Origin of the sequence: Streptomyces pyxinicus (assembly GCF_024753135.1) — a bacterium.
GTDB classification, from domain to species: domain Bacteria; phylum Actinomycetota; class Actinomycetes; order Streptomycetales; family Streptomycetaceae; genus Streptomyces; species Streptomyces pyxinicus.
Genome location: NZ_JANUGP010000001.1, coordinates 368,870 through 394,097 on the forward strand (window position 1 = coordinate 368,870; position 25,228 = coordinate 394,097).

Genomic DNA, 25,228 nt, shown 5'->3' on the forward strand with positions numbered 1-25,228 from the left:
GTGCGCGTGCACTCTTTTCCCGGCCCGTCCTGGTGCGTTCGCCGAGGTCAGTAGCGCACCCGGTGGCACAGGGCGGGGATCTCCCCGGTGGCGAGGCGCGGCATGACGTCCGGGAGTTCCCCGAAGGCGCTCTCCCCGGTGACGAGCGCGTCCAGCGCCGGGTCGGCGAGCAGGTCGAGGGCGAGGGCCATCCGGTCGGCGTAGCCGCGGCCGGGGCGGGCGGCCGGGGAGACCGTGCCGACCTGGCTGCTGCGCAGGGTGAGCCGGCGGGAGTGGAAGGCCTCGCCGAGCGGCAGGCTCACGCGCCGGTCGCCGTACCAGCTCAGTTCGACGACCGTGCCCTCGGGCGCGAGCAGCCGCAGGGCGCCGGTGAGGCCCTGTTCGGTGGCGCTGGCGTGCACGACGAGGTCGCAGTCGCCGAGGGCGGCCTCGGGCGCGGTGAAGTCGACACCGAGCGCCTCGGCGGTACGGGCCCGGTCCGGATCGGCGTCGACGAGCTGCAGCCGGACGCCGGGGAACCGGGCGAGCAGCGCGGCCACCGAGCAGCCGACCATCCCGCCCCCGACCACCGCGATCCGGTCGCCGACCAGCGGCGCCGCGTCCCACAGGGCGTTCACGGCGGTCTCCACGGTGCCGGCCAGCACGGCCCGTTCGGCGGGCACCCGCTCGGGCACCACGGTCACGGCGCTCACCGGAACGACGTAGCGGCTCTGGTGCGGATAGAGACAGAAGACGGTACGCCCGACCAGCCCGGCCGGCCCCTCCTCCACCACACCGACGCTCAGGTAGCCGTACTTCACGGGCCCCGGGAAGTCGCCCTCCTGGAACGGCGCGCGCATCACGGCGTGCTGGCTCTCCGGCACCCCGCCGCGGAACACCAGCGTCTCGGTGCCCCGGCTCACCCCGGAGTACAGCGCGCGGACGACGACCTCGTCCCGGCCGGGCTCCGGGAGGGTGACCTCACGCAGTTCGCCGTGGCCGGGTGAGCGGAGCCAGAACGCGCGGGCCGACCGGTTCATCGGCATCCTCCTGAACGATCGGGAAGTGGTTCACGTACCGACAAGGGCACAGGCCGCGCACAGTACGCGGCGGTGATCGACTCTGTCACTCGTCCGGAGGATGTGCGGTGGCCCTGAACAACGCGTATGACACGAGGCTCCAGCAGGAGACCGCCGTGGGAGCGGGCGTCCAGCTCCTGCTGCTGGCCCTGCTCGGCTCGGCCATCGGCCTGGGACCGGCCGGCTGGCTGACCGGGCTCGTCTTTGCGTTCGCCACCTGGGCGGTCCTCTCCCGCGCCCTGCACCGCTCCCGGCTCGCCTCCTTCGGCCCCGCGAACCGGGTCACCCTCGGCCGGGCCACCCTGGTCGGCGGAGTGACGGCCCTGGTCGCGGACTCCTTCGAGAGCGCCCCGCCGGTCACCCTGCTGGTCGCCCTGACCGCCGTCGCCCTCCTCCTGGACGGCGTCGACGGCAAGGTGGCCCGCCGCACCGGCACCTCCACCGCCCTCGGCGCCCGCTTCGACATGGAGGTGGACGCGTTCCTCATCCTGGTCCTGAGCGTCTACGTCTCCATGTCCCTGGGCCCCTGGGTCCTCCTGATCGGCACCATGCGCTACGCCTTCGTCGCCGCGTCCCGCCTCGCCCCCTGGCTGGCCGCCCCCCTCCCCCCGTCCTTCGCCCGCAAGACCGTCGCCGCCCTCCAGGGCATCGCCCTCCTCCTGGCCGGCTCCACACTCCTGCCCCCCACCCTGACCCTCACGGTCACCCTCACCGCCCTGACCACCCTGACCTGGTCCTTCGGCCGCGACGTGCACTGGCTGGTGCGCAACTCCCGCACCTTGGCCTCCGATGCGGGGACGACGGAGGCCGGGGTGCTGGAGCTGGCGGCGGGGTGAGGGGACGCCGAGGGTCCCGGACCAGCCCGGCCGCGGGAATCAGCGGACTCAGGCACCACCCCAGGGCATCCGGGTAATCATGATTGTCGTACTAGGCTCCTGCGCATGGGCCTTGAAGATGTGACGCGTGCGGGAGTGATCGCCGCGGTCGACGAGTGTCGGCACCTGGGTAATGAAACGTTTCACCGCCGGTACGGCTTCGACCGCGCGACGACGTATGAACTGATCCTGGACGGCTACCCCTATGACGCGCCGGCCATAGCCGGGGTGGCGCACCTGTACTCGGTCGGCGACCTGCTGCCGGCCGACGGTCCGGGTGGTGACGCACGCTCCGCCGCGGATCACCTGCGGGCACTCGGCTTCACGGTGAAAGACAGCGGCACCGTTACCGACCAACCGCCACAAGTGGCGCCTCAAGTGCTCCTCCAGCCTCGAGGCGGACTCCCGCTCCGCGGCCCGCAGAACTTCGCCAAGTCCGTAAGGCAAGGCGTGCCCATCGCGGCCATCCAGGGTGCGCTCGGTGAGCAGGCGGAAGTGCTGACAGCCCTGTACCCGGATGGAATCGCCCGGCTGTGGGGGTCCACCCCCACCACCCAGGTCAACAACGAGAAAGTCAGGGCTCTGCGGAACCGCCGAGTCGGTGACGACGTGCTCTTCTACACCGAGAACCATTTCATCGCCCGGGCGCGCATCCTCCACCTGTTCGACAGTCCGGCCGTGGCGGGGGAAGTCTGGGGAACCGACGCGGAGAACGTCACCTGGGAACACATCATTGCCCTCGGCGACGTCGAGGAGTTCCCCGTCCGGGTTCCGGCCGCGCCCATCCTGCGTCGCCTGGACGCTCAAGTGCCCCTGCGAAGCCTCACTCTGCGGTCCGCCGAGGACTACCGCGGCGTCGCCGAACTCCTGCCGAAGAGGCTGCAGCCAGTCCCCCCGCGAACTCCGGCACCGGCTCGGGTCCCGTCTCTCCGACCGACCACCAGGGATCTGCTGAACCGGATCGGCTCTCTCGACACACCCCGCGCCACGACGAACGAAGCTCTCGGCCGCTGCCAGTCGCTGGCCCTCCTGTGGGCGATCTCCCGGGTCGCGACGGGCAAGCCACGTCTGGCGCCGTGGTCCTCGTTCCGCGCGGAGGTCGGTCCTCTTCTGACCGCTTTCGGACCGTCCGGTTCCGGGGTCACCGCGGAAGGTGTCTTCCGGCACTTGCAGAGCAGTGACCTCTGGGAGGTGCACGGGCTGCCAGATCACGCCGGGGCCGTGCCGCAAACAGCGCTCCTCGACACGGTCCAGCCCGTCGCGGGCCTTACCTTTGCAAGCGCCGAGCTGTTGCAGGACCCCTTCACCCGCCTCGAAGCCGTGTTGAAGCTGTGCAGCACCCAGCTTGACGAGATCGGTCAACGCGAGTTGCTCGCTCGGGTGGGCCTCTCGGGATATGAAACCGCCGACGGCCTGACCGACGAAGACGACAACGGCCGCGACCGGGAACCCACCGACACGGAACGGGCGACCGGACCGGCCAAGCGCCGGGAATACCGGGGCTCACGGCCGGTTCGCAACGCCGGAATCGTGGCCGAGGTCAAGGAAATGTACGGCCACGCTTGTCAGGTGTGTGGAACTCGTCTCAGGTACCTGGGCGAACGCTACAACCAGGCCGCCCACATCCGTGGCCTGGGATCCCCGCACAATGGTCCGGACGAACTGCCCAACCTTCTCTGCCTCTGCCCCAATCACCACATCCTCTTCGACGGCCTCGAGATCTATGTTGACACCGACGGCGCCGTCAGGTGGACACACGGGGGTGGCTCTCTTGGCCAACTCCGCCAAAACGCCCGCCACAAGATCGATGAGGCGTACCTGCGCTATCACCGAGCCCTGTGTGCACTTCACGCGCGGACGGCGAAATAGCCGCTCGGGTACGCCGGCCGCGTCAGGCCGACACGGCCTTGCCGACGCCCTCGCCCACCAGCTCCCGCAGCTTCTCCCGTGTCTCAAGGTCGGTCGAGTACACGATCGTGCCGACCATGCCCCGGGTCAGCAGTACCTTGTACGTGTTGCGGATCAGTCGGTCCACGTCGGCATCCGAGGTCGCCTTCTTGAACGCCGGGTCTTTGGAGGCGATGCGGTCGGTGACCCAGCGGTCACCGCGCCAGAGCAGGTCGGGACCGATGATGACGCCGGACCAGTCGTACTCGAAACCCTGGGCGGTGTAGACACAACCGACCTGGCCGAAGCCGGCCGGGTCGGTGGCCCAGAGCGCGGCCGGAGGGGCGCCGGAAACGGAGCGGTCGCCGCGGAGGTTCCAGGGGCGCGCCCAGTCATCGATGACGACGTCGGGCGGGAGCGGGGCGCCGGGCCTGGGCTCCGGGGACCAGTTCCAGCAATAGCCGGCGGACATGCGTGCGCCGTAGCCCTGGGCGCGGCGGCCCTCGAGGAATGCCTCCATCTCCTGGGGGCTGTCGGCGACCAGCAGGTGCATCCGGTCGTCGGGTTCCCAGACGACGGCTCCGCCCGACTCGAGGCCGAGGAGACGGACGACCCAGCGCAGGTAGGCGTCGCTGCCACCGCAACGGAACTGGCTGTCCAGCGGGACCACGTGGCAGGGGATGTCGCGCTCGGCCGCCGCCGCCCTGATGTCGGCCACGGTGCCCATCTCCCCTGGACGCACGACCTGGTGCTCGTCGAGGAAGAAAACAGGTACGTAGGCGACGTCGATCAGTTCGTCGATCTGGGCCCTGCCGGTCCGGTTCGCGGCGCGCGTGTAGCGGTTGGCCGAGGTCTCCCGGATGCGGTGTGCCTCGTCGCAGATGAGGGCACCCAAGCTGTTCTTCTCGGCGGTCATGAAGCTGTTGAAGTACTTGAACAGGTCCTGGACCTCCCGCTTGCGGGAGCCCGCGACCTTCCGCATCGTCTTGGTGAACGACTGCGATCCGGTGGCGTGCAGAGCCGGGACTCCGCGCCGGTACAGCTCACCCAGCAACTGGAGGGCGATCACGCTCTTGCCGGTGCCGGGGCCGCCGGTGACGATCACCACTTCCTTGCGGTCGGCGTGCTTGGCCTTCTCCACCGCGTTGAGCACCATGCGGTAGGCGACCTGCTGCTCGTCGAGCAGCACGAACTGCTGCCGCTCGCGTACCTCCTCCGCGGCCACGGACATCAGCTGCTTCGACGGCACGGTGGCGCCCGCGAGCAGCTCGTCCGCGACGGCGGCCCCGGCATGCCGGTCGCTCAGCCTGGAGCGGAGGTGGTCGAGGAAGGCACCACGACGTTCATCGGTGAAGAGCAGTCCGTGACCGTCGCGCTCGATCTCACGCAGACCGGTCACGCCGAACTCCGTGGCGTTGTGCAGGAACGCCACACCGTTGACGCGGTGCGCGTGGTCAGCCACCGCCCCGTTGAAATTGACGAGGTAGTCGCAGTAGCGGCGCACCTGTTCGACGGGGTTGAGAACGGGATGGGCATAGGCGTCCACATGGCACAAGGTGGGGTCGTCCTCGTGCGGGAGTGCCTGGCTCCACTGCTTCAGTTCCACCACGACGTACGACGGCTCCCCGGTGACAGGATGCACGCCGGCCAGCACCACGTCCGCGCGCTTGCTGTTGAGAGGAAGCGCGTACTCCAGCATGACCTCGACATCCCCGAGGCCCGCGTCGTTGAGCGCGGCTGCCAGCACCGGGATGCTGCGCTCCCAGGAACGCGCCTCCGAGGTACCGGGGCGGTAGCCGTGCATATGGACGAACCGGTCGGTCAGGTGCAGGAACAGCGAACCGTCAAGTGCCATGACGGCGACCGTTTGAGCGGACGCGCGGAACAGCAAGGACTTCCCCCAGGCAGCACGAAGTGACTCGTGCGGGTGGGGGCATGTCCTTCGGAACTCCACCAGGGTGGAGCGGAAGCCCGTCGGGCCGCGATGACGATGACACAGAGATTACCCGGCGATGCCGACAGCGATGATGGCGGCCGCCCGGGGGCCGGGGCGGGTGCCCGAGGGCCCGGGCTCTCCGCAGACCCCGGGCCCTCTCCCTGTCGGCTGTGTCCAGCCGACTGTCGAGCCCCTTCAGCCCTTCTGCTCCACCCGCACCCAGTCCACCTCCACCTGCACTCCCCCGCTCGCGACGCGGTCCACGCTGGACTGCGGGAGGCCCCAGTAGGGGGTGGTGGCCTTGTTCCAGCCGGCCGGGTAGGCGCCGCCGAGGGCGAGGTTGAGGATGACGTACTGGTTGTGGTCGTAGACCCACTGGCCGCGGGTGGATTCGAGCTTTTCGCGGGTCGTCTCCTGGACCAGGCGGTCGTCCACGGAGAAGCGCATCGCCGTCGGGGTCCATTCGACGGCGTAGGTGTGCCACTGGTCGGCGGTGCCGCCGCCCGGGTAGGTCTGGCGGGCGCCGATGTTGCCGTCGGCGGAGTAGCCGGGGCCGTGCAGGGCGGTGCTGGTCCAGTCGCCGTAGCCGATGTTCTCCATGATGTCGGTCTCGCCGGAGGCCGGCCAGGAGACGGACGGGTCGTCGACGTTGCTGCCCAGCAGCCAGAAGGCGGGCCAGAAGCCGTCGCCGACGGGCAGTTTCATGCGGGCGCTGACCTTGCCGTAGGTGAAGTCGAAGTGGGTGTTGGTGTCGACGCGGCCGGAGGTGAAGTCGTAGGTGCCGCCGCCCGCCTTGGTGCAGCCCTTGCAGTACTTGGCCTTCAGGACCAGGCTGCCGTTCTGGGTGCTGATGTTGTCCGGGGAGTCGACGTACGCCTGTGACTCGCCGTTGACCGAGCCCATCTCGGTGCCGGTGCGCACCACCCGCCACTTGGAGCGGTCGAGGGCGGCGCCGGTGAAGTCGTCGAAGAACGTGGTGCGGTAGGAGCCGGACTGGTCGGCCGGGAGCGCCGGGTAGGCGGCCGAGGCGCTGCCGCCCGTGCCCCAGACCTGGAACTCGTAGAGGGAGTAGCCGAACTGGGCGGTGGCCGGCGCCGGGTTGTAGAAGGAGCGGCGTTCCTTGCCGAGCATGCGGACGTAGCGGCCGCTCGCCGGTGTGGACAGTCTGACCGTGTCGTGCAGGCCGGCCGCGTCGCCGGGTGCCTTGACATTGGCGCGGCGCGCGGCGATGTCGGCGGCCGAGGGCTCGTAGACCGTGCGCCAGGTGCGGTTGTCGTCGGAGACCTGGACGAGGTAGTCGACGGCGTAGGCGGACTCCCAGTACAGGTCGACGGTGTCGATGGCCGACCGCGCGCCGAGGTCCACCGAGACCCAGCGGTCGGTGTTCCAGTCGCTCGACCAGCGGCTGGTGTCGCCCTTGAGGTCGGCGGGCCATCCGCCGTCGGTGAGGAAGGACGGGGAGTGGCCCGCGTCCTGGTAGTAGTTCGAGAACGCCGGGTGGTTGAGGGCGAGGTTGGTGCGGGTGGTGGAGGCGGGGGCCGGTTCGCCGCCGTAGACCTTGAAGTTGTAGAGGGAGTAGCCGTACGGGGTGGCGCGCTGGACGCCGCGCAGACGGATGTAGCGGCCGGTGACGTCCTGGGGGTAGGTGTGCGTGGTGACCGAGCCGCCGGTGCCGTCGGTCTCGGTGGAGAAGGGCGTCCAGTCGGTGCCGTTCTTCGAGACCTCCAGGACGTACCGCTTGCCGTACGCCGCCTCCCAGTCGAGGACGACGCGGTCGACGCGGAGCACCGTGCCGAGGTCGACGCGGATCCAGGCGTCGTCGGCGAAGTCGCTGGACCAGCGGGTAGTGCTGTTGCCGTCGAAGGCGAGGCCCGGGCCGGTGCCGGCGTTCTCGCTGCCGGACGCGGTGACGGCGGCCGGGTTCACGGCGTAGGCGTCGGCCGCGCGGTCGGTGTCCCAGGCGACGGCGGTGGGGGCGGCGGAGGCGGGGACGGCCAGGAACGGCGCCGCGCAGAGCAGGGCCGTGGTGGCCGCGAGGGCGGCGAGCAGGGGGCGGGGGGTGCGGGGTGTACGGGGTCGGGGTGTACGGGCTCGGGTGCGGGTGGACATGCGGCTCTCCTTGTGGGGTGGAGGTGCGCTTCCTGTGACGCCGCAGGTCTGTCACGTGCATGACATGCCCGGGGGGTGGTGAGACCGGTGGGCGCAGGCCTCCCCGCCTGCGCCCACCGGTGGTTCAGAACCGGCTCAGGCCGCCCGGCGGGCCTGGCCCCGGTGCACCCGGACGATGTCCGCGTACCGCCGGCCGCTGCCCTTGATCGTGCGGACCTGGGTGCGGTAGTCGACGTGGACGAGGCCGAAGCGCTTGTCGTAGCCGTACGCCCATTCGAAGTTGTCCAGCAGCGACCAGGCGAAGTAGCCGGCCAGCGGCGCGCCCTTGCGGACCGCCGAGGCACAGGCGGCGAGGTGGCCCTCCAGGTAGTCCTGGCGCTCGGGGTCGTCGATGCTGCCGTCGGGGCGGACCACGTCGGGGAAGGCGGAGCCGTTCTCGGTGACGTAGATCTTCCGGGCGCCGTACTCCTCGGTGAGCCGCAGCAGCAGGGTCTCGATGCCGGACGCGTCGATCTCCCAGTCCATGCCGGTGCGCGGGACGTCCTCGCGGCGGACGGAGCGGACGCGGGGCGCCGGGCCCTCGGGGTCGTCGGCGACGTACGCCGGGAAGTAGTAGTTCAGGCCCAGCCAGTCCAGTGGGGCGGCGATGGTTTCCAGGTCGCCTTGCTGTTCGGGGAGTTCGACGCCGTAGACCTCGCGCATGTCGGCGGGGAAGCCGCGGCCGTGCACCGGGTCGAGCCACCAGCGGTTGACGTGGCCGTCGTGCCGGCGGGCCGCCTCCTGGTCCTCGGGGCGGTCGGTGGCGGCGTACACCGTGGAGAGGTTGTTGACGATGCCGACCTGGGCGTCCGGGACGGCCGCGCGGATCGCCCGGGTGGCGAGGCCGTGGCCGAGGAGGAGGTGGTAGCTGGTGCGGACGGCGGCGGTCAGGTCGGTCCAGCCGGGGGCCATCTTGCCCTCCAGGTGACCGATCCAGGACGAGCAGGAGGGCTCGTTGAGGGTCGCCCAGAGCTTGACGCGGTCGCCGAGGCGGTCGGCGACGACGGCGGCGTACTCGGCGAAGGCGAGGGCGGTGTCGCGCTCGGGCCAGCCGCCCCGGTCCTGGAGCGCCTGCGGCAGGTCCCAGTGGTAGAGGGTGACGGTCGGGGTGATCTCCGCCGCCAGCAGGGCGTCCACCAACTCGTCATAGAAGGCGAGCCCCTTGGGGTTCACCGCGCCCGTCCCGCCGGGGATCACCCGGGGCCAGGCCACCGAGAGCCGGTAGGCGTTGACGCCGAGCTGCCGCATGAGGGCGATGTCCTCGCGCCAGCGGTGGTAGTGGTCGCAGGCGACGTCGCCGTTGTCGTCGTTCGCGATCTTCCCGGGGGTGTGGGAGAAGGTGTCCCAGATCGAGGGGGCCCGGCCGTCCTCGGCGACGGCTCCCTCGATCTGGTACGCCGCTGTGGCCGTGCCCCACAGGAAGTCCTGCGGGAGGGCGGCCAGGTCGATGCGTTCGGACACGGAAGTCCCTTCGGGAAATGGGGGGTTGACCGGTCGGCCGACGGCGTCGGTCACTTGACGGCGCCCGCCGTCAGACCGGCCACGAGATAGCGCTGGAGCAGCAGGAAGCCCGCGACCACGGGCACGCTCACCACCAGCGAGGCGGCCATGATCTGGTTCCAGTAGACGTCGTTGAGGGTGGAGTAGCCCTGGAGCCCGACGGCGAGGGTCCGGGTGGCGTCGTTGGTCATGACGGAGGCGAAGAGCACTTCTCCCCACGCGGTCATGAACGCGTAGACGGCGACCGCGACGATGCCGGGGATCGCGGCCGGTACGACGATCCGCAGCAGCGCGCCGAGCGGACCGCAGCCGTCCACCAGCGCCGCCTCGTCCAGGTCGCGCGGCACCGAGTCGAAGTACCCGATCAGCATCCAGATCGAGAACGGCAGGGAGAAGGTGAGGTACGTCAGGATCAGTCCGCCGCGCGAGCCGAACAGGGCGATGCCGGTGGCGTTGCCGATGTTGACGTAGATCAGGAACAGCGGGAGCAGGAAGAGGATGCCCGGGAACATCTGGGTGGACAGCACGGTGACCGTGAAGACGCGCTTGCCCCGGAATTCGTAGCGGCTGACCGCGTAGGCGGCGAACACCGCGATGACCACCGAGCAGACGGTCGCCGCGCCGGCCACGATCAGCGAGTTCACGAAGTACTTGGCGAGCGGGACCGTCGACCAGATGTCGATGTATGGCCGGATCGTCAGCCCGCTGGGCAGCCAGCGGAACTCGCCGGTGACGTCCGCGAGCGGCTTCAGCGAGCTGGAGACCATCACGTACACCGGGATCAGCACGAAACCGGTCAGCAGGGTCAGGAAGATTCGCCGGGACCAGACGAACGAACGCGGCGGTGCCATGGGCGAGGTGGGGCTAGACATCGGCGGCCCTCCGTCCGCGCGAGGTGAACAGGAGGTACCCGCCGGTCACGACCAGCAGGAAGAGCAGCAGCAGCACGGACATGGCCGAGCCGGTGCCGAAGTTCCAGGTGACGAAGGAGGCTTGATAGATGTGCACCGAGATCAGGTCGGCGGCCTCCGGCGCGGCCTTGCCGAATAGGACGTAGGGCGTGTTGAAGTCGTTGAACGTCCACAGGAACAGCACCAGGACCAGTACCTGGTTGACCGGCCGGAGCGAGGGCAGGGTGATGCGGCGGAGCTGCTGCCACATCCCGGCGCCGTCCAGCGCGGCGGCCTCGTACAGCTCGCCGGGGATGTTCTGGAGGCCGGCCATCACGATGAGGAAGGCGAACGGCCAGCCCTTCCACACAGACACGGTCAGCAGGGCGTAGAAGCTGTTGTCGCCGATCAGCCAGAAGGACCGCTCGTCGGTGAGGTGCAACTGGTCGTGCAGGACGTGGTTCACCAGGCCGTTGTCGTGCTGGAACATGAACACCCAGGTGATCACGGCCGCGTAGACGGGCAGCGCGTACGGCACCAGGAACAGCGCGCGCAGCAGTCCGCGGCCGCGGAAGGTGCCCTGCATGTAGACGGCCGCCGCGGTGCCGATGAGCCAGCACAGGCCGACCGAGAGCAGGGTGAAGCCGACGGTGACGAAGAAGGAGTGCAGCAGGGCCTCGCCGACGGGGGCGTCGAAGTCCACGGACACCTGGTAGTTGCCGAGGCCGGACCAGGGGGCGGTGCCCCAGTCGCGGATGTAGAACTGGGTGAGTTCCTTGAAGCTCATCACGATGCCGATGACCATCGGCACCAGGTGCACGAGGAGTTCGAGCAGCAGGGCGGGCAGGAGCAGCAGGTAGGGGAGCCCGATGCGGCGGATCCGCCCGGTGCGGCGGCGGGGTTCGCGCGCCGCACCGGGGGACGTCTTGCGCACCGGCTCCTGGAGAGCGGTGGTGGTCATCGTGCTCACGCCGCCGGCATCTGCTGCTGGGCCTTCTCCAGCTTGGCCTTGACGGAGTCGGCGGTGACCGCGCGGCCGGCCGCCGCGTCGGCGAACAGGTCCTTGACGGCCGTGCCGACCGCCGTCTCGAACTGGGACTCCGAGGACACCTGCGGCAGGGCTGCGGCGCTGGTGGCGAGGGTGTTCTTCAGCACCGCGTTGGCCGGGGAGTTGAAGGCGGCGTCCGACTGGGCGCCCTTGACCGGTGGGATGGAGGTGTAGGCGGTGTTGAGGATCTTCTGCTCCGCGTCGCTGGTCATGAACTTCACGAACTGCGTGGCGCCGTCGAGGTTGTGGCTGTTCTTGAAGACGGCGATGTTGATGCCGGCGACCATCGAGTTGGTCTGGGCGCCGGTGCCGGGGGTGCCCGAGCGCACCGGCACGGGCGTGATGCCGTAGTCGTCCTCGCTCATGCCCTGGGACTTGAGGTTGGCGGCGGCCGACTGCCACAGCAGCATGGCCTGCTTGCCCTTGGCGAAGTCGCTGACGGACTGGTTCTGCGCGTACTCGGCGTCGCCGGTCGGGATGACCTTGTCCTCGGCCATCAGGTCGACGTACTGCTTGACGGCGTCCACGATCTTGGGGTTGGTGAAGTCGGGCTTGCCGTCGGCGGTGAAGAAGTCGGCGCCGTGCTGCTTGGCGAAGACGAAGACGTGGTGGATGTTCTCCGACACGTTCGCGCCCTCGGCGCCGATCACCGACTTGCCCTTGGCCTTGATCTTCTTGCCGTCGGCGACCAGTTCGTCCCAGGTGGTGGGCGGCTTGGCGATGCCGGCCTCGGCGAAGATCTTCTTGTTGTAGTAGAGGGCGTACGCCATCGAGTACAGCGGTACGGCGGCCGGGTCCTTGTCCGTGGCGCCGGTGGAGCCGAGCGCGGAGTCGACGAAGCGGTCCTTGCCGCCGATCTTGCCGAAGTTCTTCGCGTCCCAGGGCAGCAGCGCGCCGGTGGCCTGGAGGGAGGCGCTCCAGGTGTTGCCGATGTTCAGCACGTCCGGGCCCTGACCCGAGGTCGTCGCCGTGAGGATGCGGTTGAGCAGGTCGGACCAGGGCACGACCTCCAGCTTGACCTTGATGCCGCTCTGCTTCTGGAACTTGTCCAGCTCGGGCTGGAGGACCTGCTTGTCCACGGCGATGCTGGCGCCCTGGTTGGAGGCCCAGTACGTCAGGGTCTTCGGCGAGTCGTTTGACCCGCCGCCGCTGGACGAACCGCCGCCACAGGCGGTGGCCGCGAGGGCCAGAGACATGGTCACGGCGCCTACGGCCGCGGCTCTGATGCTGCGCATGGCTCCTGGTGTCCCTTTCCGGGAGTCGAGAACCGCGAGGACCGCCCGCGCGGTCCGACACCCCGTTCGGCCCGCGAAGCCCCCTCATGGCTTAATTTAGGACGTGAGTTAAACCTCAGGAGAAACGAACGTCAAGGGATCCGGCAGCGGCAACCGGTCGGCAGTGCCGGAAAACCGCGGGAAAAGGGGAGGCCAGGTGGCAGGGCTGAGCGGCCGCACGGTGCGTGACCTGCGGCGGGAGAGCCGGAGCGCCGTTCTACAACGGTTGTATGTCGATGGGCCGATGAGCCGGCACGCCCTCGGTCCGGCGACCGGCCTGAGTTCGGGCTCCGTCAGCAACGTCGTGGCCGGCCTGCTCGCCGAGGGGCTGCTGGAGGAGGCGGGCGTGGTCGGCGCGGACGTCGGCCGGCCGCGCCGGCTGCTACGCGTCCGCCCGGACAGCGGACGGTTGATCGGGGTGGACATCGGCGAGACCCGGGTACGGGTGGAGCTGTTCGACCTGGCCATGAGCGAACTCGCGCGCGCTGAACGCCCGTTGGGGCCAAGCGGCTACGACGTGACGGCGATCGTCGGCCAGGTGGCGGACGGCGTCGCCGAGGTGTTGCGCACGGCCGCCCTCTCCCCCGCCGAACTGCTCGGTATCGGCGTCGGCGTACCCGGCATCATCGAGCACACCGGCGCGGACGGCGCGGTCGTCCACGGCCAGACGATCGGCTGGGACGCGGTCCCCCTGGAACGCCTGCTCCGCGAAGCGACCCGACTCCCCACCTTTGTCCCCTGCTTCATCGACAACGGGGCGAAGGCGCTGGGCCAGGCGGAGATGTGGTTCGGCGCGGGACGCGGGGCGCCGGGCGCCGTGGTCGTGCTGTTCGGTTCGGGGGTCGGCGCCTGCGTGGTCACCGAGGAAGCGGCGCGGGGCCGGGCGGTGGAGTGGGGGCACCTGACCGTACGGGTCGGGGGGCGGCGGTGCCGGTGCGGGGCGCGGGGCTGTCTGGAGGCGTACGCGGGCGCGGAGGCGCTGGTCGCGCGCTGGCGGGAGGCGGGCGGGCGGCCGTCGGCGGGGGGCGGCGAGGAACAGGCACTGACCGACCTGCTGGCGGCGGCCCGCCCCGCCGACGGCACCACACCCGACCCGGTCGCCGGGAGCCTCCTCGCGGAGACCGCCGCCTACCTGGGCGCCGGCCTCTCCGACCTGATCAACCTCTTTCAGCCCGAGCGGGTGCTGATCGGCGGCTGGGCGGGCCTACAGCTCGGCGGCGCCTTCCTGGACCGCGTCCGCGAACACGCCCTCGCCCAGGCCCTGCGCCACCCCGCCTCCCGGGTACGCATCGACCTGGGCCGGCTCGGCCCGGACGCGGTGACGGTGGGCGCGGCGGTCCTGCCCCTGGCGGCGTTCTTCGCGACGGGGGGCCGCCGGCCGGCTCCAACGCCGGATCAGCCTCCGGCTTGGCGGGCGGCGGTGGAGGGGCGGTTGGCGTGAAGGGGGCGGAGGGGGCGGTTACGGTCGCCGCCCTGCGCGGCCGAGAACGGCACGTCGCGGTGGGCATGATTTCGGGTGGGAGCAAAGGCCGCAGGCGTGACCGGCGGAAGAAAGCGACTGGACGGGGCGGAACGTGGCTCCCTGTCGTCAGACGGCGACCACGCGCACGTCCATCGGCGCGAGGACCTTCAGGTAGGCGTGCGTGTCCCCCGGCTCGATGGTGAAGATCACCGCGCTGCCGTGCCGACCCGCCGCCAGAGCCACCCAGGCGTCCACCGCAGCCAGCCGCTCCTTGGCCGGCGGGGACGCTCGCCCCAGAGTGGTGCCGATGCACCGCCAGTCCGCGAGGTCCGGGTCCGTCGCACAGTCCAGACACTCCGGACAGCCTGCCTTGGTCTCACGCATGGGCGGCTCCGACGTACGAGCCTGATGAGGGACCGCGCAGTCCTTCAGGACGCCGGACAGGGCGTGCACCAGGTATGCCGAGACATCCGTGCCCGCCGGTTCCGCGTGCTGCCTGATGCGTTCGGCCTGGTCCTGCTCCAAGCTGATGCTGATGCGCGTTTTCGCCACAAAGGGCGACGTAATACGTCGGATGACGCCGGTGCGAGTGCGGTCCGTAAGGGTGGGCACGCGGGCGCCCCCCTCTCTCGGCCTCCTCTTCCGTTCCCCGGCCTGCCGATGTCCGCCGCCCGTCCCGTGCGGCGTACCCTCGCCCCAGAAACGTCCCTGCTGGTGTCCGAGGGGGGACTTGAACTCTCGCCTCGGGCATCAGCTCCTGTAAGCTCTGAGCTGCGGAAACACCCGCCGAATGGTGGCATTTCGGCGGGCGCTTCTCCTGTTCTTTCCTGCTGCTTCCTGTGGCTTCGGGGCGCTGCTGGTCATGCGTTGGTCACGTGACCAACCATCCCTCTCATGACGGAAGAGTCGAGTACCGCTCAATGCTCGCTCGACCCGTGGACCTGTCGAGTAGGCGCAGCTCCCACGGTCCGGTGTTCACGTCGAAGTCCTTCCCGAACCCCACCCACTTGCCCGCCATGCGTCGGCCCGTCGGCTCGATCAGCATCTGAACGGCGCCGTGATAGCGGGCGCCCTGGTAGTAGCCATCGGCCGCGGTCTGTTCGGTCCATGTGCCCGTGATGACGTTCCGGTCCACGGTGAGATCCAGAGACAGGGGGCTGTCCGGGTTGGTCGACGCGCCGGGCAGGCTCTGAGCTGTCAGCCGGTTGCCGTGCTGGACGATCACGACGTGGTGCTTGCAGTCGAACGTCTCGTCGCGGCTGGACGAGTAGAACTCGTACCGCGACAGCCAGATACCCGCGTACTCGCCCTGACCCTCTGTCTCCAAGCTTGCGGCGGCGTCGGTGGTACCGAGTTCCCCTGCTTCCATGTCGTGGCCTCCTGCGCCGTCTGAGTGGACGCGAGTCATGGGGATGGCGAACCCCAGCGACTCGGGGGCGCGGCCCGTGAACCGCTTCAGCGCCCGCGCGTACAGCGGACGGCATGTCCTGGTCTCCCCGGACTCCCAGCGTTGCACGAGTCGCTTGGAGGCGTCGTTGGGTTCCCCCAGCTCCTCACCCGCGCCGCGTAACCCCTGGGCAAGCTCGTCCTGGCTGAGGTTCATCGATTTGCGTACTGAGGTCAGCACGTCGTTGGGGATTCGCTCACGCTCGACCGTGCTCGTCATGCTCTGAGGCTAGCCACGCCGCGCTTCCCATGACACCGGTTTGACGCCCTCGGCGCGACGCCGACATGACGCCCGAGAGACGCCGGGAACGTCGCCGCGATGGTTACGGCGATCCGGAACATGGTCGTCATGTCCGTCCGCATCAGCACCACCGGCTTGATGCCCCCGTGCCTGTGCCCCGGGTGCCGAGGCGGGCGACAGGACCGGAGCACATCCGACCCCCGATCGCGTGGAGGCCAGCCGGCATGAGTACGGCAGTAATGATCCGTGACCCGAAGGCGTACGTCACCCCGGAGGTGTGGGAGCGGGAGGTGACGCTCCTTCTCCGGAATCCGGACAACACCCGCGAACTGGCGGAGGCCAAGTTCGCGCAGGCGGTCGCCTACCTGGTCACGTGCGGCGAGAACCCGGACCTGCTCATGGGTCCGTCCAAGCAGGTGGACGAGGCATGGCACTCGTTCATGCTGGACTCGATCCCGTACCACCACTTCACGGACCGACACTTCGGCCGGTACATCCACCACGTTCCCGAGCTGGGGGACGGGCGCGACGCGCGGGACGGCGGTCCGCTGGTCCTGGAACGGACGATCAACGCCATCAAGGCGGCCGGGTTCGAGATCGATCCCGACCTGTGGGGCATGGAGAGCGCGGCCGACTGCAACCAGTGCCACGCCGGATGCCACGACTCACCCAAGTAGGGCCGAGCAGCACGTGAGTTGGGGCTTATCCCCGTACGTTGGGGGTGGGCCCCGCTCCCGGAGAGGAACACTGCATGTCATTGGCTGAGTCCTGGGACAGGTACGCGGTCGGGAGTACGCCCCGTAGGGCCGAGAACGCCAACGGAGACACAACCTGGCTGAACTGGACTCAGTACGCCGATCATGGGCCGAACGAGGCTCTTCTAGGCCCTGTGGCCGGGCGCCGGGTGTTGGAACTCGGCTCGGGGAGCGGAAGTAACTTGGCACACCTGGTGACTCTCGGCGCGTCCGGTCTCGGGGTGGACATCGCCCCCGCCCGTGAGGCTGTGGCACGGGAGCGCTGGGGTGATCTGCCGGGACTTGAGTTCCGCACGGTGGAGGCGACGGCGTTCCTGAGCAGGACAGATCGAACATTCGACGTCGTGCTCTCGATCTTCGGCGCCGTCTGGTTCGTCGATCCGGAGACTCTGCTCCCACTGATCCGGGCCCGCATGGCAGCGGGCGGCATTCTGGCGTTCTCGCACCTGCCTGCCGGAAGTCAGAGGCCGCGACCGGGCAGGGCAGGTATGCGGCACGACCACAGCCCAAGCACATGGGAGCGACTCCTCACCGGCCACGGATTCACCGGTGCTTCCGCATCCGTCATCGACCCGCCGGAAGGCAGGACCGTAGGCACGATGCTCGTTCGTGCGGTAGCTCCCTGACCCTGTCCGGTCGGGCAGGACGACGCCCCCGGCGCGTACGCGAGGGGCTTGCCAGAAAGGCTGTGTGCCCGTCTCATGCACTCTCACCGATGTGCCGTTACAGGGGGGCTCAGGGCCTTGGCGATGGCGGTACGCTCTCGCCCTGCGCAGGAGTCGACGTATCCGACCCTGGACGACAGCCAGACGACCCGGCTCCACCTGCCCGAGGACTTCCGCATCCACGACTGGCGCCACAGCAAGGTCACGAACGACCTGGAAGCCGGGGAGAACCCCGTCGAGGTCTCCGCCAACGTCCGGCACACCACTCGCCCGGCTACACTATGTCCCGGTGCGGGCACTCACGTAAGCACGGAGCGCGCCGACTGGCCGCCTCCGGAGCGGGCCGACTCGGCCTGTCATCCCTGGTCCGACCAGGGATTCGCTCGGCTGTTGGTCACGCCACAGTCATGGAGAGCAGAAAACCCCACGCGAAGTGGGGTCTCAGCTGGTGTCCGAGGGGGGACTTGAACCCCCACGCCCGATAAAGGGCACTAGCACCTCAAGCTAGCGCGTCTGCCATTCCGCCACCCGGACCAGGTGTCTGTCGGCGGGGTGCTCCCCGCAGCGACGAGACAACAATACCAAGGTTTCGGAGTGCGTTTCACCTGCGTATCCGGGCGCTGGGCGGGGGTGTGCGCGGGGTGCGCAAGGGGTGTCACCGTGCGTGAGGGTCACGGCATCAGGTGGTACCCCGGGAAATTACCCGGCGGTCGCTCCTCCGCCGGGCCCGGATCACGGCCCGTACGAGGAGGGGGCCGCCGACGAAGGCGCCGCGCCAGGAGGCGCCGAAGCCTCCGAGGAGTTCGTCCCGGTCGTCACGGGAGCGGGCCGTGCCGTGGCCGGTCTTGAGGGCGCGGATCTGGCGGGCGAGCCGGTTGTAGGTGACCCGGTCGTCGGTGGCGAGGGGGGTGACCGCGGCGCCGTTGGACTCGATGGCGGCCGGCGATCCGGTGTGCCCGCGCTCAGCCGGCGTCGTGCTCGTGGTACGACCGCCGGGTGTGCTCGGTGTGTTCGCGCATCAGGTGGGTGGCGCGCTGTTCGTCGTGGTCGGCGATCGCCGTGATCAGCTCGCGGTGCTCGGCCCAGGACTGGGCGCCGCGTTGCCGGGCGACCGGCGTGTAGGACCAGCGGATCCGGCGGTCGACCTGGGCGGCGAGTTCGGCGAGGACCGTGTTGCCGGCCAGTTCCATCACCTTGGCGTGGAAGGCGGCGTTGAGGGCGACCGCGCGGTCCACGTCCTCGGCGGCCACCGCGCTCTCACCCTCGGCGCACAGCTCTTCGAGGACGGCGATGCCTGGGCTGTCGGCGTGCGCGGCGGCCAGCCGGGCGGCCTCCGCCTCCAACAAGGTGCGGACGGTGAGGAGTTGGTCGGCCTCCTCCTCGGTGGGCTCGTGGACGAACGCGCCCTGGGCGGGCCGCAGATCGACCCAGCCCTCGGTGCTGAGCCGTTGCAGCGCCTCGCGCACCGGCTGCCGGGAGACGCCGAGGTGCCCGGCGAGTTCGCTCTCCACCAGGTGCCGGCCGGGGCCGAGGGCACGCGTGGTGATCAGCTCCAGCAGGGCCTCGTAGACCCGGTCCCGCAGCGGTCCCGGCCGCTCCAGCTTCGGCACGGCTCCCTGCGGCAGTCCGGTCGACACCATCGCGGTCCCCCTCCTGCTCCTGAGCCCGCTATGGATTGTCTTTCGTCTGCAGTCTACGGCGCACCGGAGCCCGTTCCAGGGGAGGAGAACTGGTCTTAGGGGCAGCGTACGACCTGTCCGGCGTACGACAGGTTGCCGCCGAAGCCGAACAGCAACGCGGGGTCGCCGCTGCGGACGGCGCCCTGTTCGATCAGCTTGGACAGGGCCAGCGGGATGCTCGCGGCGGAGGTGTTGCCGGACTCGGTGACATCACGGGCGACCACCGCGTTGACGGCACCGATCTTCCCGGCGAGCGGCTCGATGATGCGCAGGTTGGCCTGGTGCAGGACGACCGCGGCGAGGTCGGCGGGCACGATGCCGGCCTTCTCGCAGGCACGCCGGGCGATGGGCGGGAGCCGGGTGGTGGCCCAGCGGTAGACGCTCTGGCCCTCCTGCGCGAACCGGGGCGGGGTGCCCTCGATGCGCACCGCGTTGCCCATCTCGGGTACCGACCCCCACAGCACCGGGCCGATGCCGGGCTCCTGGCCGGGTTCGCAGGCCTCGACCACGGCGGCGCCGGCGCCGTCGCCGACCAGGACGCAGGTGCTGCGGTCGGTCCAGTCGGTGACGTCGGTCATCTTGTCGGCGCCGATGACCAGGGCACGGGTCGCCGCACCGGCCCGGACGGTGTGGTCGGCGGTGGCGAGGGCGTGGGTGAAGCCGGCGCAGACGACGTTGACGTCCATCGCGGCGGGCCCCGGGATGCCGAGGCGGGCGGCCACCCGGGCGGCGGTGTTCGGGGAGCGGTCGATCGCGGTGGAGGTGGCGACCAGGACGAGGTCGATGTCGCCCGGGGTGAGGCCGGCGGCGGCGAGGGCCTTGGCGGCGGCGTGCGCGGCGAGTTCGTCGACCGGTTCGTCCGGTCCGGCGATATGCCGGGTCCGGATGCCCACCCGGCTGCGGATCCACTCGTCGCTGGTGTCGACCATGCCGGCCAGGTCGTCGTTGGTGAGCAGCCTGGCGGGCTGGTAGTGGCCGACGGCGGCGATGCGCGTGCCGTTCATGCGGGGGGTCCCCCTCGTTGCCGTGGGTAGCGGATCCACCAGTCTTGTCAGTGACTCATGGGTAGGGGGGCAGGTGATGCCACAGGAAACGGGCGCCCGAGTTGTCGGCTTCACCCAGGCCCGGGAGACGCTCGCGGTCGCCGCCTCCCCCGGCTGCGAGGTCGGCGTCTCCGTCGAGTGGCGGCTCGCGGGCGCCGAACGGGTCGGCGACCACCGCACCTCCACCCTCCAGGACCTGGAGCGCGGCAGACCGATGGAGCTGGACGTGCTGCTCGCGGCCGTCATCAGGACTCGCGGAGATCACCGGCGTGGAGGTGCCGACCCTGCGCACCGTGCACGCCCTCGCGGACCTGCCGGCCGTTCGGAGCGCCGCGTGAGGCGAGGCCGACCGGGTCGCGACCCCGCGCTCCCGGTGCAGGACAATGAGAACGCAGAGGGCCACCAGCACGTAGAGAACCGGGGCTGATCAGGACATGGGACGAGTCACGGAACGACGCAGGGTCCTCCGGATCCGGGACGGGGCGGTCTCCAGCCGGCCGGACACGCTCGTAGCCGAGGAACCGCTGGAGATCCGGCTCAACGGCAAGCCGCTCGCGATCACCATGCGCACCCCCGGCGACGACTTCGCGCTGGCGGCCGGGTTCCTGGTGAGCGAGGGGGTGCTGGCCGCCGCGTCCGACCTGCGGAACATCGTGTACTGCGCCGGGGCCACGGTGGACGGCTCGAACACCTACAACGTGGTCGACGTCCGCACCGCGCCCGAGGTGAGCCTGCCCGACTTCACCCTGGAGCGGAACGTGTACACGTCCTCCTCCTGCGGGCTGTGCGGCAAGGCGAGCCTGGACGCCGTACGGACGACCGCGCGCTGGCCGATCGCCGACAACCCGCCGCTGCGGGTGACGCCCGAGCTGCTGGCGGAGCTGCCCGGGCGGCTGCGGGAGGCGCAGCGGGTGTTCGACCGCACCGGCGGCCTGCACGCGGCGGCCCTGTTCACCGAGGACGGCGAGCTGCTGGACGTACGGGAGGACGTGGGCCGGCACAACGCCATGGACAAGTTGGTCGGGCGCGCCCTGCGGAACGGCGACCTGCCGCTGTCCCGGACGGTCCTGCTGGTGTCCGGCCGGGCCTCCTTCGAACTGGCGCAGAAGGCGGTGATGGCCGGCGTCCCGCTGCTCGCGGCGGTGTCGGCGCCGTCGTCGCTCGCGGTCGACCTGGCCGCCGAGACGGGGCTGACCCTGGTGGGCTTCCTGCGGGGCAGCTCGATGAACGTGTACGCGGGCGAGGACCGGATCTCCCTGCGGGAGCCGGCTCCCCAGGGCTGACCCCGCCCGGCCGTGGCACGGCGGCGGGGCATCCTTGCCTTCGTCCTTCGCCTTTCGCCTTTCGCCTTTCGCCCTTCGTCCTTCGTCCTTCGCCCTTACCTTGCCGTTTCAACCGGGTTGCCCCCGGCGGGGAGCGCCCCCTGCGCCCCAGGACCCCGCCTCACGCCGGCCTCCGCGCCTCACCGGGTTCCGCGCCTCAGCCCGCTTCGAGCCGGAGCTGCCCCGCCGTGACAACCGTGCCGAGACGCGGGAAGTCGAGCCTTACGGAGGCCTCGTGCTCGGCGGCGGTCAGCGCGGCCATCGCGTCCTCGGCGAAGACGAGGTCGTACCCGAGGTCGCCGGCGGCGCGGGCGGTCGACTCGACGCCCAGGTTGGTGGCGATGCCCCCGAACACCAGGGTGGTGACCCCGCGTTCGCGCAACCGCGCGTCGAGCCCGGTGCCCTGGAAGGCGCCGATTGTCCGCTTGACCACCTCCAGGTCCCCGTCCTGGAGCAGCCCCGGCACCAGTGCGCTGCCGGGCGGCTGCTCGGCGACCGAGGGCCGTTCCACCCGGACCAGGACGACGAGGGCCCCGGCGGAGCGGAACGCGGCGGCCAACTCCCTTGCTCTGTCGAGCACTTCGGTGCCCTTGCGGGGTTCGAGGGGCAGCGCGACGATGCGTTCCATCAGGTCGACGAGGATCAGGGCGGTACGCCGCGGGTCGAGGACGTGGGCTGCGTTCATGACGGAACGTTAGCCCCCGTCAGCCGTCGGTGCCGGAAATCCGGATCAACAGGTCCGTGAACTGATCGCGTTCGGCGGGCGCCGGGAGGATGCCGCGAAGCCGCGTGAGGTGATCGAGGGCCGGGCCGATTCCGGGAAGGCGGTGCCGCGTCCGCGGGATCCCTCCTGTTCCACCTGCTTCTCGTTCCGCACGCTTCTTGTGAGCGGCAGGCGGTCCAACTACCGTCGATGGGGCGCACGTTGGACATGGGATGTCCGGATGACCAGATGTCCGGCCGACGAAGGGCAGATCGCATCGTGCCGTCAGGTCTTCGCACCCGTCTCAGATCCTTGCTCACCACCGCCACCGCCGCAGCCGTCGTCACGGCGACGGCCCTGCTCGTCTCCCTCACCCCCGCCCCGCGAGCCGAGGCCCAACCGGTTGGATCAGCAGCCGAGTTCACCCAGCAGGTCCTCTTCAAGGCCGACCGTGACCCGGGGTACGCCTGTTTCCGCATCCCGGCCGTCGTCCGGACCACCGACGGCACGCTGCTCGCCTTCGCCGAGGGCCGGGTGCTGAACTGCGGGGACGCGGCCGACATCGACATCGTGGTCAAGCGCTCCACCGACGGCGGCCGCACCTGGGGCCCCCTACGGGTGGTCACCGAGGGTGCCGGGAACACCCACGGCAACCCGGCACCGGTCGTGGACCGCGCCACCGGCCGTATCTGGCTCGCCGAGACCTACAACACCGGCCGCGCGGACAGCGCCAGTTGCTCGGTGCCGTGCGACCGCACCCCGCATCTCCAGTACAGCGACGACGACGGCCTGAGCTGGTCCGAGCCGCGCGACCTGAGCCCGGAGATCCTGCCCGCCGACTGGAACTCCTGGTACGCGACCGGCCCCGTGCACGGCATCCAGCTCACCCGTGGCCGGTACGCGGGGCGGCTGGTGTTCGGGGTCAACGCCGAGACCTGGGACGGCACCCGGGTCAGCGCCAACCACGCGGCACTGATCGTCAGCGACGACCACGGCGGGCACTGGCGGATCGGCGCCACCGACACCTGGCCCATCGCCGCCGACGGCACCTTCCGGCAGAAGCCGTCCGAACTCACGCTGGCCGAACGCGATGACGGCTCGGTCCTGGTCAGTGGCCGGGAGCAGGACGGCACCGACCTCGGACACCGCACCCAGGCCGTCAGCCGCGACGGCGGCGGCAGCTTCACGGCACCCTTCCGGGGCATCCCCGACCTGTACGCCCCGCAGGTGCAGGGGTCGCTGCTGCGCCTGGGCGGCCGGCTCCTGCTGGCCTGCCCCGCCGACCCCGACCGGCGCCGCACGATGATGATCCGCTCCTCCTACGACGGCGGGCGCACCTGGGAGAGCGTGGACCGCGGCACCGTCGTCACCACCGACTGGTCCGGCTACTCGGACCTGGTCGCCGTCGGCCGGGACACGGTGGGGCTGCTCTACGAGGGCGGCGCGGCCGACGCCCGCGACGAGATCCGCTTCGCCCGCTTCACCGAGGACTGGCTGACCCCCCGGCGCGGCCCCGACCCGGTCACCGCCGACCGGGCCCCGGGCGCCCGCCCGGCCGCCGTGCTCGGCGACGCCGAGGAGACGGACGGTGCCGTCGGGGGCGCGCTGGAGTTCGACGGCGCCGACGACGCCGTACGCCTGCCCTACCGGGACGGGCTGCCGCTGGGGACGCGGGACTTCACGGCGTCGCTGTGGTTCCGGTACACGGCGACGACGGGCGAGCAGCCGCTGCTGTGGATGGGCGGGATCGGCACCAGCCAGCCGCAGGTGTGGCTGCGCGGCGAACCGGCGAGCGACCGGGTGCAGGGGCTGATCACCACCCGGGACGGGGCGACGGCACCGCGGACGGCGTACGTGCGCACGGACAGCGCGTACAACGACGGGCAGTGGCACCACGTGGTGCTGCGGCGCGGCGGGGGCCGGCTTTCCCTGTGGGTCGACGGGGCGCAGTCCTCGGCGTCCGACGTGCCGGGCTCGGTCAGCCGCAACTCGCCCTTCGGGGTGCACGTCGGTCAGCGGATGGACAGCCGCGCCTTCTTCAGCGGCGCGATCGACGACGTACACGTGTGGGACCGGGCGCTCGGCGACGAGGAGCTGTCAGACCCGGAGGTCACACGGTCAGCGAAGGACACGGTTCTGTGGCTGCCCCTGGACCGGGTGCGCGGCTGACTCGCGCGCCGGGTCCCCGGTCCCCTGCGGATCGCGGGCCCGGCGCTTGGCGATGACCGCGCACACCATGAGCTGCATCTGGTGGAAGAGCATCAGCGGCAGCACGGCGAGCGAGGCGTGGGCGCCGAACAGGACGCTCGCCATGGGCAGCCCGGACGCGAGGGACTTCTTCGAGCCGGCGAACTGGATGGCGATCCGGTCCTCCCGGCCGAAGCCGAGCGCCCGGGCGCCGTACCAGGTGAGGACGAGCATCACGGCGAGCAGCACCGCCTCGACGGCGAGCAGCCCGGCCAGCCGGACCGGGCTGACCTGGTGCCAGATGCCCTGGGCCATGCCCTCGCTGAAGGCGGTGTAGACGACGAGCAGGATCGAGCCTCGGTCGACGAGTCCGAGGATCTTCTTGTGCCGGGTGACGAAGCCGCCGATCCAGCGGCGCAGCAGTTGCCCGGCGAGGAACGGCACGAGCAGTTGGAGCACGATCTTCACCAGCGAGTCCGCGGAGAAGCCGCCGCCGCTGTTGCCGAGCAGCCCCGCGGCGAGCAGCGGGGTGAGGACGATGCCGACCAGGGAGGAGAAGGAGCCGGCGCAGATCGCGGCGGGGACGTTGCCGCGGGCGATGGAGGTGAACGCGATGGACGACTGGATCGTGGACGGCACCAGCGTCAGGAACAGCAGCCCCTGGTAGAGGGGGTGGGTCAGCAGGACGGGCACCAGTCCGCGCGCGGCCAGCCCCAGCACCGGGAAGATCACGAAGGTGCAGACCAGCACGGTGACGTGCAGCCGCCAGTGTTTGAGTCCGTCGAGCGCCTCGCGGGTGGAGAGCCGGGCGCCGTAGAGGAAGAAGAGGAACGCGATGGCGGCGGTGGAGGCGCCCGAGGCCACGTCGGCGCCGACGCCCTTGGCCGGGAGGAGCGCGGCGAGGCCCACCGTCCCGAGGAGCAGCACGATGTAGCGGTCGATCGGCATCCAGCTCGGCCAGCGCAGGCGTTTCACGGTGCTCCGATCGCAGTGCGGGCGGTGCGTGACGGGCGGGTACCCGCCGGTTCCCGGGGGACGACGGTTCTCGGGGACAACAGTTCTCGGGGACGACAGGTCCCTTCTCCATCGTCCCCGTCCGCGCACCGATC

20 protein-coding genes, 1 tRNA gene and 2 pseudogenes are annotated in these 25,228 nt (G+C 70.5%); 8 read left to right on the forward strand and 15 right to left on the reverse strand.

All coding sequences use genetic code 11. The features are described 5' to 3' along the window. Window positions 1-47: 47 nt before the first annotated feature. Window positions 48-1,019: a zinc-dependent alcohol dehydrogenase gene (locus NX794_RS01550; RefSeq protein WP_258776168.1), complete on the reverse strand. Its 972-nt coding sequence runs from the start codon at window positions 1,017-1,019 to the stop codon at window positions 48-50. 107 nt (window positions 1,020-1,126) lie between these two features. Between NX794_RS01550 and NX794_RS01555 the strand changes: the two genes are divergently transcribed. Together NX794_RS01555 and NX794_RS01560 are read left to right on the forward strand one after the other, a co-directional pair. Further along, complete coding sequence (locus NX794_RS01555; RefSeq protein WP_258776169.1) at window positions 1,127-1,894, forward strand: CDP-alcohol phosphatidyltransferase family protein; 768 nt, start codon at window positions 1,127-1,129, stop codon at window positions 1,892-1,894. A 105-nt stretch (window positions 1,895-1,999) separates the two neighbouring features. Then, window positions 2,000-3,802, forward strand: coding sequence for an HNH endonuclease (locus NX794_RS01560; RefSeq protein ID WP_258776172.1), 1,803 nt, complete (start codon window positions 2,000-2,002; stop codon window positions 3,800-3,802). 22 nt (window positions 3,803-3,824) lie between these two features. Here the strand turns inward: NX794_RS01560 and NX794_RS01565 are convergent, their stop codons facing one another. The 6 genes from NX794_RS01565 to NX794_RS01590 form a co-directional block, all read right to left on the reverse strand. Next, window positions 3,825-5,711 (reverse strand): DUF2075 domain-containing protein, encoded by a 1,887-nt coding sequence (locus tag NX794_RS01565; RefSeq protein ID WP_258776174.1) that lies wholly within the window; start codon window positions 5,709-5,711, stop codon window positions 3,825-3,827. Window positions 5,712-5,951: 240 nt separating this feature from the next. Next, the gene (locus NX794_RS01570) at window positions 5,952-7,865 is read right to left on the reverse strand and encodes a discoidin domain-containing protein (protein ID WP_258776176.1); all 1,914 of its coding nucleotides are present in this window, start codon (window positions 7,863-7,865) and stop codon (window positions 5,952-5,954) included. 135 nt (window positions 7,866-8,000) lie between these two features. After that, window positions 8,001-9,365 (reverse strand): GH1 family beta-glucosidase, encoded by a 1,365-nt coding sequence (locus NX794_RS01575; RefSeq protein ID WP_258776178.1) that lies wholly within the window; start codon window positions 9,363-9,365, stop codon window positions 8,001-8,003. A gap of 50 nt (window positions 9,366-9,415) precedes the next feature. Beyond that, complete coding sequence (locus tag NX794_RS01580) at window positions 9,416-10,276, reverse strand: carbohydrate ABC transporter permease (RefSeq protein ID WP_258776179.1); 861 nt, start codon at window positions 10,274-10,276, stop codon at window positions 9,416-9,418. Further along, window positions 10,269-11,255 carry a carbohydrate ABC transporter permease gene (locus NX794_RS01585; RefSeq protein WP_258776394.1) on the reverse strand — a complete coding sequence of 329 codons (987 nt, stop codon included), beginning with the start codon at window positions 11,253-11,255 and terminating at the stop codon, window positions 10,269-10,271. Before NX794_RS01585 ends, NX794_RS01580 begins: the two co-directional genes overlap by 8 nt. 5 nt (window positions 11,256-11,260) lie before the next feature. Beyond that, complete coding sequence (locus tag NX794_RS01590) at window positions 11,261-12,577, reverse strand: ABC transporter substrate-binding protein (RefSeq protein ID WP_258776180.1); 1,317 nt, start codon at window positions 12,575-12,577, stop codon at window positions 11,261-11,263. Window positions 12,578-12,773: 196 nt separating this feature from the next. On the opposite strand from NX794_RS01590, the gene NX794_RS01595 reads away from it, so the two are divergent. After that, complete coding sequence (locus NX794_RS01595; protein WP_258776181.1) at window positions 12,774-14,057, forward strand: ROK family protein; 1,284 nt, start codon at window positions 12,774-12,776, stop codon at window positions 14,055-14,057. Between the two features lie 147 nt (window positions 14,058-14,204). Here NX794_RS01595 and NX794_RS01600 read toward each other — a convergent pair whose 3' ends face one another. Continuing rightward, complete coding sequence (locus tag NX794_RS01600; protein ID WP_258776182.1) at window positions 14,205-14,630, reverse strand: hypothetical protein; 426 nt, start codon at window positions 14,628-14,630, stop codon at window positions 14,205-14,207. A 340-nt stretch (window positions 14,631-14,970) separates the two neighbouring features. Next, entirely contained in the window at window positions 14,971-15,744 is a 774-nt protein-coding gene (locus NX794_RS01605; protein WP_258776185.1) for a helix-turn-helix domain-containing protein, read from the reverse strand. 245 nt (window positions 15,745-15,989) lie between these two features. Here NX794_RS01605 and NX794_RS01610 point away from each other — a divergent pair, with 245 nt between their 5' ends. Both NX794_RS01610 and NX794_RS01615 read left to right on the forward strand, forming a co-directional pair. Continuing rightward, window positions 15,990-16,442, forward strand: a complete 453-nt coding sequence (locus tag NX794_RS01610; protein WP_258776186.1) for a glycine-rich domain-containing protein — start codon at window positions 15,990-15,992, stop codon at window positions 16,440-16,442. 74 nt (window positions 16,443-16,516) lie between these two features. Then, a complete protein-coding gene (locus NX794_RS01615) occupies window positions 16,517-17,146 on the forward strand; it encodes a class I SAM-dependent methyltransferase (RefSeq protein ID WP_258776187.1) in 630 nt (209 codons plus the stop codon). A 485-nt stretch (window positions 17,147-17,631) separates the two neighbouring features. On the opposite strand, the gene NX794_RS01620 is transcribed toward NX794_RS01615, so the two are convergent. The 4 genes and pseudogenes from NX794_RS01620 to NX794_RS01635 form a co-directional block, all read right to left on the reverse strand. Next, window positions 17,632-17,719: transfer RNA gene (locus NX794_RS01620), tRNA-Leu, on the reverse strand. 137 nt (window positions 17,720-17,856) lie between these two features. Further along, window positions 17,857-18,113 (reverse strand): annotated as a pseudogene (locus NX794_RS01625) (aldehyde dehydrogenase family protein); the annotation flags it as partial. Window positions 18,114-18,147: 34 nt separating this feature from the next. Further along, a complete protein-coding gene (locus NX794_RS01630) occupies window positions 18,148-18,825 on the reverse strand; it encodes a GntR family transcriptional regulator (protein ID WP_258776188.1) in 678 nt (225 codons plus the stop codon). A gap of 95 nt (window positions 18,826-18,920) precedes the next feature. Further along, on the reverse strand, window positions 18,921-19,868 hold the full coding sequence (locus NX794_RS01635; protein ID WP_258776189.1) for a beta-ketoacyl-ACP synthase III: 948 nt from the start codon (window positions 19,866-19,868) through the stop codon (window positions 18,921-18,923). Window positions 19,869-19,986: 118 nt separating this feature from the next. Between NX794_RS01635 and NX794_RS01640 the strand changes: the two are divergent. Both NX794_RS01640 and fdhD read left to right on the forward strand, forming a co-directional pair. After that, window positions 19,987-20,245, forward strand: a pseudogene (locus NX794_RS01640) (ketopantoate reductase C-terminal domain-containing protein); the annotation flags it as partial. A gap of 96 nt (window positions 20,246-20,341) precedes the next feature. Beyond that, window positions 20,342-21,190 (forward strand): formate dehydrogenase accessory sulfurtransferase FdhD, encoded by an 849-nt coding sequence (fdhD, locus tag NX794_RS01645; RefSeq protein WP_258776190.1) that lies wholly within the window; start codon window positions 20,342-20,344, stop codon window positions 21,188-21,190. Between the two features lie 196 nt (window positions 21,191-21,386). On the opposite strand, the gene NX794_RS01650 is transcribed toward fdhD, so the two are convergent. Next, window positions 21,387-21,914 (reverse strand): isochorismatase family protein, encoded by a 528-nt coding sequence (locus tag NX794_RS01650; RefSeq protein ID WP_258776192.1) that lies wholly within the window; start codon window positions 21,912-21,914, stop codon window positions 21,387-21,389. Window positions 21,915-22,211: 297 nt separating this feature from the next. Between NX794_RS01650 and NX794_RS01655 the strand changes: the two genes are divergently transcribed. Then, complete coding sequence (locus NX794_RS01655) at window positions 22,212-24,101, forward strand: exo-alpha-sialidase (RefSeq protein ID WP_258776193.1); 1,890 nt, start codon at window positions 22,212-22,214, stop codon at window positions 24,099-24,101. On the opposite strand, the gene NX794_RS01660 is transcribed toward NX794_RS01655, so the two are convergent. Continuing rightward, complete coding sequence (locus tag NX794_RS01660; protein ID WP_258776195.1) at window positions 24,051-25,094, reverse strand: bile acid:sodium symporter family protein; 1,044 nt, start codon at window positions 25,092-25,094, stop codon at window positions 24,051-24,053. The genes NX794_RS01655 and NX794_RS01660 overlap by 51 nt on opposite strands. Between the last annotated feature and the right edge of the window lie 134 nt (window positions 25,095-25,228).